At 50.1% G+C, this 12,149-nt stretch carries 17 protein-coding genes; 6 read left to right on the forward strand and 11 right to left on the reverse strand.

The annotated features are described in order from the left end of the window. The 3 genes from EQG79_RS29375 to EQG79_RS29385 all read right to left on the reverse strand — a co-directional run bounded on the left by EQG79_RS29375 (position 1) and on the right by EQG79_RS29385 (position 2,148). Positions 1-546 (reverse strand): GNAT family N-acetyltransferase, encoded by a 546-nt coding sequence (locus EQG79_RS29375; protein ID WP_129606623.1) that lies wholly within the window; start codon positions 544-546, stop codon positions 1-3. 217 nt (positions 547-763) lie between these two features. After that, positions 764-1,348: a DUF305 domain-containing protein gene (locus EQG79_RS29380; RefSeq protein WP_129606625.1), complete on the reverse strand. Its 585-nt coding sequence runs from the start codon at positions 1,346-1,348 to the stop codon at positions 764-766. Between the two features lie 86 nt (positions 1,349-1,434). Beyond that, the gene (locus tag EQG79_RS29385; protein WP_129606627.1) at positions 1,435-2,148 is read right to left on the reverse strand and encodes a DUF305 domain-containing protein; all 714 of its coding nucleotides are present in this window, start codon (positions 2,146-2,148) and stop codon (positions 1,435-1,437) included. Positions 2,149-2,312: 164 nt separating this feature from the next. Here EQG79_RS29385 and EQG79_RS29390 point away from each other — a divergent pair, with 164 nt between their 5' ends. Continuing rightward, on the forward strand, positions 2,313-3,569 hold the full coding sequence (locus tag EQG79_RS29390) for a hypothetical protein (RefSeq protein WP_129606629.1): 1,257 nt from the start codon (positions 2,313-2,315) through the stop codon (positions 3,567-3,569). A gap of 37 nt (positions 3,570-3,606) precedes the next feature. Here the strand turns inward: EQG79_RS29390 and EQG79_RS29395 are convergent, their stop codons facing one another. From EQG79_RS29395 to EQG79_RS29415, 5 genes are all read right to left on the reverse strand, one after another. After that, positions 3,607-4,086: a hypothetical protein gene (locus tag EQG79_RS29395; protein WP_129606631.1), complete on the reverse strand. Its 480-nt coding sequence runs from the start codon at positions 4,084-4,086 to the stop codon at positions 3,607-3,609. Between the two features lie 176 nt (positions 4,087-4,262). Beyond that, entirely contained in the window at positions 4,263-4,487 is a 225-nt protein-coding gene (locus tag EQG79_RS29400; protein ID WP_129606633.1) for a hypothetical protein, read from the reverse strand. A 185-nt stretch (positions 4,488-4,672) separates the two neighbouring features. Further along, on the reverse strand, positions 4,673-4,876 hold the full coding sequence (locus tag EQG79_RS29405) for a hypothetical protein (RefSeq protein ID WP_240699514.1): 204 nt from the start codon (positions 4,874-4,876) through the stop codon (positions 4,673-4,675). Positions 4,877-4,896: 20 nt separating this feature from the next. After that, a complete protein-coding gene (locus EQG79_RS29410) occupies positions 4,897-5,277 on the reverse strand; it encodes a helix-turn-helix domain-containing protein (protein ID WP_129606635.1) in 381 nt (126 codons plus the stop codon). Positions 5,278-5,291: 14 nt separating this feature from the next. Then, on the reverse strand, positions 5,292-5,534 hold the full coding sequence (locus tag EQG79_RS29415) for a hypothetical protein (protein WP_129606637.1): 243 nt from the start codon (positions 5,532-5,534) through the stop codon (positions 5,292-5,294). Positions 5,535-5,920: 386 nt separating this feature from the next. Here EQG79_RS29415 and EQG79_RS29420 point away from each other — a divergent pair, with 386 nt between their 5' ends. The 5 genes from EQG79_RS29420 (at position 5,921) to EQG79_RS29440 (ending at position 8,519) form a co-directional block, all read left to right on the forward strand. Then, a complete protein-coding gene (locus EQG79_RS29420; RefSeq protein WP_129606639.1) occupies positions 5,921-6,103 on the forward strand; it encodes a hypothetical protein in 183 nt (60 codons plus the stop codon). An 11-nt stretch (positions 6,104-6,114) separates the two neighbouring features. Continuing rightward, a complete protein-coding gene (locus tag EQG79_RS29425; protein WP_129606641.1) occupies positions 6,115-6,342 on the forward strand; it encodes a hypothetical protein in 228 nt (75 codons plus the stop codon). Positions 6,343-6,410: 68 nt separating this feature from the next. Further along, a complete protein-coding gene (locus EQG79_RS29430; RefSeq protein ID WP_240699515.1) occupies positions 6,411-7,124 on the forward strand; it encodes a hypothetical protein in 714 nt (237 codons plus the stop codon). A 241-nt stretch (positions 7,125-7,365) separates the two neighbouring features. Further along, a complete protein-coding gene (locus EQG79_RS29435) occupies positions 7,366-7,743 on the forward strand; it encodes a DUF3846 domain-containing protein (protein ID WP_129606643.1) in 378 nt (125 codons plus the stop codon). Positions 7,744-7,835: 92 nt separating this feature from the next. After that, on the forward strand, positions 7,836-8,519 hold the full coding sequence (locus tag EQG79_RS29440; protein WP_129606645.1) for a PD-(D/E)XK nuclease-like domain-containing protein: 684 nt from the start codon (positions 7,836-7,838) through the stop codon (positions 8,517-8,519). Positions 8,520-8,844: 325 nt separating this feature from the next. Here EQG79_RS29440 and traN read toward each other — a convergent pair whose 3' ends face one another. The 3 genes from traN to traK form a co-directional block, all read right to left on the reverse strand. Next, on the reverse strand, positions 8,845-9,708 hold the full coding sequence (gene traN / locus EQG79_RS29445; protein ID WP_240699516.1) for a conjugative transposon protein TraN: 864 nt from the start codon (positions 9,706-9,708) through the stop codon (positions 8,845-8,847). A 266-nt stretch (positions 9,709-9,974) separates the two neighbouring features. Next, positions 9,975-11,264, reverse strand: a complete 1,290-nt coding sequence (traM, locus tag EQG79_RS29450) for a conjugative transposon protein TraM (protein WP_129606649.1) — start codon at positions 11,262-11,264, stop codon at positions 9,975-9,977. A 227-nt stretch (positions 11,265-11,491) separates the two neighbouring features. Further along, a complete protein-coding gene (gene traK / locus EQG79_RS29455) occupies positions 11,492-12,139 on the reverse strand; it encodes a conjugative transposon protein TraK (RefSeq protein WP_129606651.1) in 648 nt (215 codons plus the stop codon). Between the last annotated feature and the right edge of the window lie 10 nt (positions 12,140-12,149).

Below are 12,149 nucleotides of genomic sequence, written 5' to 3' on the forward strand. Positions count from 1 at the left end.
TTAGAGAAGTTCATTCCTATCAGCCAGCCAATCGCTCGACAGGTACGCATAGAGGACGGTATCCATCAACACATTATTTTTAACGACACTGTCCCGGAGTAACCCTTCCCGACGAAAGCCGGCCTTTTCAAGTACCTTGATCGAGGCCGCATTGTGCGCCATTGGCTGCGCGTAAAGCCGGGTAAGCCTAAATTGCGCGAACGCATAGTCGATCATGGCCCTCAAGGCTGCCGACACAATCCCACGTCCCCAGTGCGCCTGTCCAAGCCAGTACCAAAGTTCGGCTGAAAACCGGTCAATGTCGTCGCCGATTCGTAGGCCAATATTGCCTACGGCTTCTCCGCCTACGTCAATAGCAAAGTTGGTTTCCAGTTCAGGGTCAACGACGTATTGTATCCACCGCTGGGCATCGGGTTGGGTATATGGGTGAGGGAAGCTATCGCGGAGATGAAGCCAGATGGCTTTATTGTTGGCGTGCTGAGGCAGGTGATCTTCATCGCCGTATTGCCACGAGCGGATCAGACAGGGGCCACAATCAATTTTCATGGGTTGAGGTATAAAGAAGAAGCAGACTCTACATATTAACATCGACTAATTAGAGCCACTGTTTTGACGGTAGAAACGGGAGTTGTCACCAAGTAAACAATACCAAGATTTCGCTGGATTTATGTAAAATATTTGGATTTCGTTAAAAACACGAGCGACAGGAGCGTAACCCACATAAGGTTACTCCTGTCGCTCTTATAAAAAACGTCTGCTTTCGTTACCGGGAGGCAATCTGAGCTTCGAGTTTTTTAAGTTCGGCGACCTCTTTTGTCTGAGCCTGAATGACTTTCCGAGCCATCATTTTCATCTTCTCCGTTTTTCCCTCCTTTAAAAAAGCGTTGGCCATGTCGATGCCCTGCTGATGGTGCTGTGCCATCATACTGGCAAAATCGTGATCCACATTGCCGTTCATCGAATGGCTGCCACCGTGCATAATTTCCATACCTTTCTGCCCCAATTTTGAGGAAGACATTTGGGGCTTGTGGCTGCTGATGAACTGCGTCAGCTCCTTAATTTCGTTCTGATTAGCCGTTTTGATTTTACCCGCTAAGGCTTTTACCTGTGCGTTTTTGCCCTGCCTGATTTCCATCTCCGACATCTCTACTGCCGATTGGTGGTGCATTTTAAGCATCATGGCAAAATCATGGTCGGGGTCGCCGGTCATCTTCATGCTCATCATCTGATTCATGCCGGATTGCATGGCCTTCATCATCCCGTTGCTGGCCGACTGCTGGGCCAATGTTGGTTGAGCGAGTAGTAGAGCCGCACTGAGTGAGACCACGGTGAACAGTTTGTTTTTCATACGTATTGGCAACTTGATTAATTGAGAAATGACAAAACCGCCAACACGCGCTTTTAGGCAGTATCGGCGGCAGAATGTCGATAGAATTATTTAAGTTCTGCGTTCGGTATGCCATGTTTATTAGCAAACGCAGCTAATTCCTTGAGGGCACTGGCCTGCTCCGTAATGATAATACTGGCCTCATCGGTCGGTGCTTTATCATTGCCGTACTTAAATTGAAGCGTGGCCATTGCGATAGCCCCCTTGTGATGCTCAATCAACCGGCGCACAAAATCAACGTCCACATCGGCGGTGTTCGGAACCTTTGCATAGGCCTGAATCATCTGCTTCATGGCTGTTTTCATCTCCTTTTTGAACTGCTTATAAACGTTGGCATCTATCTTTTCGGGCGCGGGATGTCCGTTCAAAAACGATTGCAGACGTGTCTGGCTTTCCTTGTCGCCCTTAATGGCCATATCGGCCAGTTTCTTCGCTTCAGCGTGTTTGCCATACTGATTTTCAGCGGTTCCCAGATCAATGCTTCCCTGGTGGTGCATCTTCATCATCATGGCGAAGTCCATGTCCGGGTCGCCCGTCATGTCCATGTTTTCCATATCGCGCATCATCTGCCCCAGTACCCGGTCCGATTCCCGGTCAAATGCTTGGTCGTTGGGATCATTCGATGAGGTCCGCGCACTGGCTTCCGTCAGGATTTCGGGTTCAATAGCTTCACTGCTATTCTTGTCGCACCCCGTCAGGGTGAGGGCCATAGCTAATGCCAGCCCGGTCAGGTTGGTTGCTGATAAAAAGTTCTTTTTCATGCTGTTGAGTAATGTGATTTTACCCCTGTATAACTGTGGGTAGTTTGTAAAGGTTGTTACAATATTCTCTACCAAGCTTATAGAATTTTTGGGTTAGGGTATTTTGGGGTTAATTAGCATCTGTTTTGAGTCGTAGAAGATGCTTAATTATTACTTTTTGTCCTATGATACATGATATAGCTACCTTTACCAAGCTGATCCACGAGTATAAGCAAAGCCCTGATCTAACTTACCAAAGCTGGTTTTTGCACAACGAGGACCGCCTGAAAGCTTTCCGGTCAATTCGGCGCGGTGTACTTCAGGTTATCAGCGACGTTAAAGGCGGCTCGTTTCCTAACGATTTTAAAGGAAGTTCTTTAGAGTTTGTGCTAACCTGCATTACCGAGCAGAAGCAGGTTTTTGAGGGAGCATCTCACCCATTCTACTGGAAGCCAAAATTGCGTATTCCAGATATTTATGAGAATCAGGATCACAAGCGGTATTTCGGGCAGTTTCTGGAATGTTGCCTGAAGGCTACGAAGCCCGAAACGATAGTCAATGAGATAAATCGGCTTGATGGGTACAAAATCAAAGGTTTGGGGCCTGCCGTGGCCAGTATTCTTTACTTCCTTCACCCGACTTGGGTGCCCCCTTTTAATACCGCCATCATCAACGGATATAACCGCCTTTTTAATGAAAAGCGCAAGTTGGGTTCGTGGTCAGAGTATTTAGCTATTCGGGACAAGATGTTGGCCATCAATTCTGAGTATCGGCATATACTATCAAACGACTTAGGCGCATTAGCCGGGCTGTTATTTGAAGTTGGTTCGGGGAACTTACTGGTGCCGGGTCTGGCCGACCAGCCTGCGGCTGAACGTGAAAAAGTCGAGAAACAATTATCGAAACGCCACAAGGACGTGGTCAGCGATCAGCAAGAAGAACAGACCCATTCCGAAATGCAGCATCACCTACTGACAATTGGCCGAGCTTTAGGCTATGACGTTGCAGTAGCCCGGAACGATATGTCCCGGCAATACAATGGGCAAGCCTTTTCCTTTATCAGTTTACCCAGTCTTCCCATTTTGCCTGTGTCGTCCGAGACGGCCCAAACCATCAGCCTGATCGACGCAGTGTGGTTGGAAAAGAATACAGGTCGAATTATATGCGCTTTCGAGGTAGAAAAAAGCACATCTATTTACTCTGGAATCCTGCGCCTGACCGACCTGACCTGCTCCTTACCCGACCATGCAACAACCCTGTACTTAGTGATCCCGGATAGTCGTCGAAAAGAGGTTGAAATGCAATTGACCCGCCCGTCTATTCGGCAGACGAATACGCTGATTCGCTACATTCTAATGTCCGAGCTACGCACACACTGCGACGCGCTTTGCAAGTTTGGGGATAGCCACCGGGTATTGGATAAGATAGCGAGGTCTGTTTAAATACCAATTTTTAATTCAGACAAGTTGGCTCTTCAGATTAAGACAATGGTTTCCCACACTCCACATGAAAGGCATAGTCTTCCGCGCTTAAGTTCATGCGTAATAATCCATCCATGCTCATGTCGTGTCGTTCGAGGACGTAACGCCGGAAAGGGAAGCTCCTCCTGGCCTGGTCAAGGCCACGCTCCCGCTCCGCCTGGCGCAGGCCGTCATGGGGCAACCCGTCCAAGTATTCCTCAAAGTAAATTCCTAACAATTCACGGGCCGAGCGGCTTTCTTGTTGCGGGTTTAGGTGCTTTTGCAGCCACTCTAACAGGTCTTCGGGTGTGGCAATTTCCTCACCTGCTGACTCATCAATGGCTTTCTTAAAGACACTCAGTTCGTTGGCCCTGTTGTAATAGCAATAGGTCGCGTTACCGATGCGGAACATCCGCGCCATATAGTCCCGTTGCTCTTCAGGCAATTCGGCTAACATAGCCGCTTGATTTTGATTGTATTTTTCGATAGGATGACGCATACTTATTCAGAGCCTGGCGAATCCACCGCATCGGCGGACCGGCCGGATGGCATTTTCATTTTCTCCGGTTTACCGTAAATCTTACTATCTTCTTCGCTTTGATAATAAACCCGACTGTCCGTTTCGCTTCTGGGCAATTCGCCGAAGTGAATACGCTTGATGGTATAAATCTGAGCTTAATCCAGCTTAATTCGTTCGCGCTCGGCAGGTAGTTTGTTCTTCAGAATGACATCAAACACGATACCGTCTTCTGTAAACTCTGGATTCCAAAGGGCATCATGGTTAAGGAACAACGGCGTATGCCACCAACGGGTTACTGTGCGCTCGGTCGGCGGGACAATCTCAAAATAGTTAGCGTACAGCCAGTAATGGCACTGAGTATCTTCAATATCACCCAGCATTTGCTGAAGGATGGCTGGTAGGGTTGCCTCTTCTATAATTTCTGTTCAATCTAAGCTGCTTATCTGGATGTCGCAAAAAAAGGATACCAATTGGTAATGTTATTGCTCAACCAAATGCAAAAGCCGGGCCTGAGCCTTCTGTTGGTCGGACTCATTGAGCGAATAAAATTCTACGCAGCCATTAACTAAACGAACGCATCCCACCGCCCCATGCTGTCCCGGTATATGACCGAATAACCTGCCAGGTCTCCGAGTTCAGCGCGGATATCGTCCAGCACATTTTCCATGTCGTTTGTTACGCTTTTGCTGCCCAAGTCGAGGTCTATGATGGCGATTATATTGTCGTCAATACTGTAGGTGTAATCTGCGCGAAAGGGTTTTTTCTTCATGGCCAAGGTTAGGTTGAGTGTTAAGGTTGCTGCTCCAATCTCTCCCAATCTTTAATGAATTGGTTGAGGATAGCCAATTTTTTACGATCCAGGAGACCTAATTCCTTGCGAAGGCTAAGTGCTTCGGTCAGTCTCATTGGGGCAAACTCCGTGTCGGTGGAATCAGGATTCACCAGCCACTCAAAATTGAGTTGATGCTGCTGCCGATAGTAATGACAGACCCGCAACACCATTGAAATAGATGAGTTTAGGCCATTTTCGATCCGGTAGATGAGGTTTTGCGTTGTGCCGATCTGATCGGCAACCTCCTGTTGGCTCAGGCCGGTAAACTTTCTGAATGTAGCCAGCCGCTGACCGATCAGCGTGGCGTGGGCTTGTGTCACTTGCTCCAGCGTGTTCATAAACGTTGAGCGAATTACGACTCTTCTAATTTCTTTATTTTTTCCAACGTCTTGAGCACTTCAGTATTGCCGTAAAAAACCTCTTCCAGAAACTCGCGCATATTCTTTCCCATGAGGGCCGATACCATCTTCAAATCCCGATGCATATAAGGTTCCAGTAGCATCGTCTTGTATTCGTTCGGGTTGGCTTTTTCTTCCCGCCTGACCTTCGATTTAGGTCGGCCAGGCCCTTTGCTTTCTTCGGATTCGCTGTTCATAATTTGTGTGCATTTATAGATACTATGCACTACTGACAAAGGTAGCAAATAGTTGGTTGATGGCAATCGTAGCCAGCCGCCCGCGCTGGCACCAACCCTCGCTTACTCCGTGCGCTCAGGTCCGTGCCAGCGCGAAAAAAGCACCGGTTCGTACCTCACCCGTGCTAACCTGAGTCCAGCCTTAATTGTCTGGTATAATGGATTTTAGCTATATGAGTTTCCTGTGTCAAACAGCCGGAAAAACAAAAAGGGCCAAAGGGGAACAAAGAGCAATTTACATCAAAAATAAGTGCAAAAATAATTATAGTGCATTGTATTTATTAGTGCTTTGTATTATCTTTACAGAGTAATCAATGATACAGAAAAGCATCGCAACGGCGAACCGTATGAAAACTTTCAGCCAACACAAGACCGAACAACCGACCGGAGATACAAACCGCCAGACGGTCAACTCATCCGAAACCCGCCCCAACTGGCATAATGACGAGGTGCGCGGAACGCTTGACCCCCTAATTCAAGCCCTGTTTATGCCATCGGTGGAGGAGTTTGTAAACGAGTACCAATACTAATCCTTTCAGCTATGACAACGACCATGACGCTGGAACTTGAATTGGAAATTGTGTTCAGCCACACGCCCGGAACCTCCGCCGATTACTGGCATCCCGGCGACCCCGCCGAGGTGGACATTAAGGCGGTCAAGCTCGGTACTCACCTGATACCCCTTAGTTGCTTTAGCAGCGACGACCAAGAAGCCATTCAGGAAGCCGCCCTAACCGAAGCCGAAGAATACGAACCTGATTACAATTAACCAAACTAACGGCCCGGTGGGGCAACCACCTACCGGGCTACACTTTCAACCCTCAAACAACTAATGCCATGAAAACCAACGGCAAAGCAGTAGCAGTAAACAACCAAACCAACCAATCCGAACCGATGGAGACAACAACCGCCCCCGCCCTGACCGCCGAGGTCGCCGAATTAGTCACCGCCCCTACCCTGCAAACGTGGGAGAAAGTACACCCGCTAACGGGCGAGGTGGTCAGCAAGTATAAGTATCTGGAAGGCCACCCCCGGCAGTACCGTTTCGACGCAAAAGAAGGGGTTTTTAACATCAACGGCGTGGAGAAAATTGGGCGAACGCTCACGTTTCAGCCGTTGGCGTGGCGGATTTTTCGGGATAATATCCTGAACATGGGGACGAAAAATTGGGCTGAAATTTTCTTCATTGACGCGCAGAATTGCGTTTCGGCGGTACTCTTTCACGGGTATTCGGTGGATAATATTTTCCGCTTGATTGAGCCGCTATACTACGACGACAAAACTCTTGCCGACGTGGTGATTACAGCCACCGCCGAGAAGAAGGAGAACAACAAAATCCAGCCCAAAGGGACGTACTATATTGGTAGTTTCAGTTACCAGTTTGGCGACCCCGAACACAGCCGCGAACTAAAAGGGTTTGCCGAAAGCCGCCGACTGTTCCGGCAGGAGACCCTTACCGACGTGGCCGACGTGAAAACGTCGCACAACTTCTACAACCCGTTTGCCGAAGGCAATAACGGCGAGGATGAAACGGCCTTACTCACGAAGTAAATAGGAACGGGCCGGACATTCCGCCTGTCAGGTAACAGCGTAACGGCTGAGAGTCTGGCCCCCTCCTACCCTTTAATGATGTACGAGTTTCTGACGACTGACGGGCGGAGGTTCAGCACTTTATTCAGCCCGCGAGAGATAGCCCCAACATGGTGTTTTGATGCTTACGACGAGGAAGGTAACAGCCACGTCATTCTAACTAAAGAGACCAATTTTCTAACCTTTCAATACAATCAATGATATGAGCAAGTTAACCAAAGTAATCAGCATTGACCCGACCCGCCAGGTTGTGGAAGAAATCGAATTGGACGTAAATAACCTACGCGCCCTGTACGAGCATATTGGATGCCGGACGATTGACGTAGTGTGCCGCCAGCCAAATGGCGACGCGCTGACAGTGGACGATGAAGCCCTGTTAGTAGAGCCGCAGCCGCCAGCCTTTGAATTTGAAGGTTTTTCCGGCAGTATTCACGGTATCGCTATTGTGTCAGGGTGTAACCGAAACGGTAGAAGTACGGCTCCCAAAATGACGGTAGAAGAAGTACGCGAGAAGGTTAAATTTATTGGCGACGTATATACAGAGCCGTTTTTGATGGTTGTGTCATTTGATTGGCCGTAACAAAAGCAGGGGGTACTTCCCCCCTGCACCCCCGCCGTTCCAGCCTATGCCCATTTAGCCGGTCTCTTTTCCCCTTTGGCCCTTTATCAACTATGAATTACCGACAACTCAACCGAATTGCTAACAGCGACCTGACCGAACTCAAAAACTATCTGTTTGGATACCCGCAATGGCCGTGCAGTCAGGCACAGGAGTTTGGCACCCGATTTCACGATTTTCTTTTGCTCGATACGGAAACGACTCCAACGGGTAAAGGAGCCGCAGCTACCAAACGAATGCTGGACGTACTACGAGCCGACACTTTTTTTAGCCGCCTTGTGATAACGGCTGACATCGAAATAGCGCAATTCTGGGAAGACGAGCCGACTGGCCTACCCTGCAAGGCCCGGCTCGATTTGAAACTACCCGACGAGGGGCTTATTGTCGATGTAAAAACGACCTCGGCCCGTACCCAACGCGAGTTTGAAGCAAATTGCTATCGCTACGAATACGACCGGCAGGCCGCGTATTACCTCGACGGTTGCCGACAGGCCGGGGACTGTGCCGACCGCTTTATTTTGTTGGGCATCCAGAAACAAAAACCGCATAATTTGTACGTCGTGGAGATATTAGCGGACAGTATCTTTATGGATGAAGGCCGACGTAAGTACCGTCGTTTACTTCGCTCGTGGCAGGAATTAGGTTTCCGGCCTTCATCGTGGGGTACGAATGCCCACTTTGCTAACGTTATTAATGGAACCGAAGAGTTGAGAAATGGCGAAGTTGAAATTCACTGAAAAAGGTCAGAAACTATTGTATGAGCGTATCAAACACACCCGCCCCCAACTTTTGGAGGTGGTAGAGCAGTGGGTGAACGCGGGCTTCTCGCCAACCCGTATAGAGTCGCTGGTAATGTCGCTTCGGCCAGTTGATGAAAACTTGCCGGTTTATTTGGCAGAGGTAGCCAGATACCTGATTAAAAGCAAACTGCCCGCCAACTGACCGGCGAGGAATAGCTATCTTTGTGCCACGCTGGTTTCCAGCTTTAATATCATTGATTACACGACAGCCCGTTGGCACTTGCTGACGGGCTGTTTTAGTTTTAGATCAACGTGATAAAATTCACAATGGACGGGCCTTCATCACCACGCGGTTATATACTGAGAAAGCCAGTTGCCGACCGCCGTTTTGTTCACCCGTCTGGATTTGCAGCACCTTGTCGGCGGGTAGGGTGAAACTCTGGAAGGCAAAGACCTTTTCAACCTGAGAATGGCCCTTTACGGTGCGGATCGGGTCGTTGTGGACGTAAATCGGACGAACTTCAATTTCCTGATGCGAGGCTTCTTTAGCGATGGTTTTATCGACGATGAAAAAGCGGACAAAATCAAGGTCGTAGTTGAGGTTCGAGCGGTTACGGAAAGCCAGTCGGTAATAGAGCACGTTGTCTTTCACGTACAGTCCCTTCAATTTCACGGCCATTTTGCTCCCCGTTGCTCCTATACGCAGGAGCCGCCGGGCTTTGTGCAAAATGCGGTCACTGGCCACCGCCATCTCCGATTGCGAAGCCGCAGCACCCGCGAAATGAACGGAGCCGCTCCCGATGTTTTGAGTGGTGCTGGTGATAGGCTGACCCGTTGCGGCTAAGTTGAGGGCCAGTGCAACCGGGCTTTCATTGTAGCTCACCACAAAACTGTAAAACTTGCCGTCAGCCGTGATCACCGAGAAATTTGTTTCGTTGAAGCCAATCTGGTTTGCTTTAACCTTTAGCACATTCTCCACGTCGGCAGCTTTGTCGGCAATGATGTCGCGGCTTCCAAGGTCAACGGAGCGAACCGGAGCCGGAAAGATGATAGACACTGTTTTGTTAAATGCCAACTCGACCGGGTACGACCGGATAGTCTGAGCCGTTGGAGCGGCCATTTCGGGTAAAGCCAGATTGCGGTCGGTCGTCGGTTCGCCGATACCGTTCGGTGGTACCGGAATCAATGTGGTCGGCGTAGTAACCGGGGCGGATTGGTCAACTTGAGCTACATCCGTCAGGGACCTGGGAACTGTTGCCCTCATTTTCGGAGCTGAAGAAGCCAGCACAGCCGAATGATTCAACTGACGCTTGTAGGAGGTATGGGTCGGGCGCTTTTGGGCGTAAAGCGTTGAGGCCGTTGTGATCAACAACAAAAGGAAAATTGGCTTATTCATCGTTAAGTATTTTAGTGAAACTATAATTTAGTATTGCTGGAATACTACTTTAGTGATTAGCGGAGCAACACGTAATAATTACCTTTCAGGGTCGCTTTCTGAAGTTGGGCCTTGCGTTGGAAGAGGTTTTGTACACCGCGAACGCCCGCCTGAGCGGCCGATGCAGCCGCAGCCTGCCCAATATTGGCACCCATTGAGGTATTAATGTTGACCCCACCAATGGCCTGGGCCGTAGCCTGCCGACCTTCCTGTACGCCAATGACGTTGGGGACATAAATGCCAGGCAAACCGTCCATGTCATACACCGATAGCTTGATTGGGTAAATCCGGTTGCGAAGTTGCACGGACGTAATCTGTACGGCTACCCGCTCAGACCCGAAGTTGCCGACCCCGTAAACCAGTGTCCCGCGTGGAATGACGACATCCTGAATGGTCATATTGTCGAGGAGCCGCAGTTGAACCCGGCCACCCGGTAGTACAGTCTGGTTTTGGTTGATTACCGCCCGGAATGTTCCGTTAATGGCTTCGTCCCGAACTTCGCTTTCCTGACGGGTTTCCTGCGAGTACAATCCGTAGAAACCATTCCGTGACCGATCAATTCCATCTAATCCACTTACTACATCCGCCTGACCCAATTTGCGGGGTTTTAATTCGGCCTCCTGCCGGGCAACGGCCTTGGCTTCTTTGTCGCGCTTGTATTCTTCCAGCAGCGTTTTCAGCCGGGTAAGTTCCTGTGCTTTTTTGTACTGCACGGCGGGCAAGGCCGTTGGCGCGTCGTCATCGTCGTGACTAACCGACCGATTTCTGGATGACGGAATTTCCCCCGACCGGGATAAATCCGGTTCGTAGTACTCACTCAGTGTTTTAAATTCATCGTCGGTTGGCGTGGACTTGCGATACATATACCGTTCCAGCGACCCTGGAACGGCGGCAACGGAACGCGATGGTGTTTGCGGTGTGGTCGTCAGTTGGCCACCAGCACTGCCACTACCCGGAAAACCGGGCAACGCCATCGAGGGCGATACGGCCGTGCCGGGCGGTTGCATCCGTATCCCCGCCGATGTGAGCGACGATGGTCCATCGGCACCCGGCAACGCCATCGGAACGGATTCATGCGCCTGAGACAGCACATCTAATTTGGATTTGGAAACCGAATCAACCACAGCGGAGGGAACCGTCGTGTTGAGGTTATTGGCTTCGAGCGGTTCGGCTTCCCGATTCTTAACCAGGTGAATCAAAAAAGCAGAAATCGAAAACACAAAAAGTCCGAGGGCCATCAGGAACCGCTGATCGGACAAAAGGTCACGGACGTTGCGCTTGTGCAGGTTTTGGGTTAACGTTGCCATCGGAGGATTGGGTTGTTGTTGCGTTGAGGTTATAGCGATGTAGCCGGGCGAAACGGACACTACTGGCCAGCAGTCCAAGCAAGACGATAGTAGATAGCACCAGCGTCAGCCGACGTAGTATTAGGGATTGTCCTTCCCACACCCGAAACCATCGGAGCAGCCGCCGGGCTAAAGGCCACCAGATGCGCCGGATTAGTGGCCGTAATGGAGTTGCCAATACCTGAATATCAGTCACGGGTGATGGTTTCAAGGTCGAGGTTTTCGAGAACCTTCAGCCGCTCGATCATGAACCCGTGTGAGTTGTTGTCCGAGCGGTCAATATCAATCAGGTTGCATTCCGTCACGAGTCGGCGGGTTGTGATCGTGTTGGCCCGTACCAGTAACTGCCGGGCGTAAGTGCGGATTGTGAATGGCGACTGGCTACCCGTTAGGGCAATTGAATCCACCTCAACTTTTTGGATCACGTTGCCCTGAATCAATTGGGAGAAATAGCCCTTTTCCCGCAGGTCGGAGTAAAGTCGCATCACAGAAGCATCGCCGTAGTAGGCCGCTTCGCGGATATGGGCATCAATGGCTGTTTCGTCGGGGTCGAGGTTGAAGAACAGCCGGTGGAAAGCCCGAATATGATCTTTGGCTTCGGCCTGCCGATTGACGTTCATGTCCTGGGCCAATGCCAGCGTCAGCGACTTGCTGCCGTCGAGGACGTAAATTTTTTCGCGGCTTTTCTCTACCGCGTCGAAGGCCCACCAGGCCACGCCCGCAGCGAAAGCTACCGACAGAATCATAATGCCAATCGCCACGACACGAATCAGCCGAAAGGAGTCCTCCAGATTAGTCAGGTAGCGAAAGGGGGCGGTACTACGGTTAGTATTCATAATGCGTATA

The organism is Spirosoma sordidisoli, assembly GCF_004138325.1.
Lineage (GTDB): Bacteria > Bacteroidota > Bacteroidia > Cytophagales > Spirosomataceae > Spirosoma > Spirosoma sordidisoli.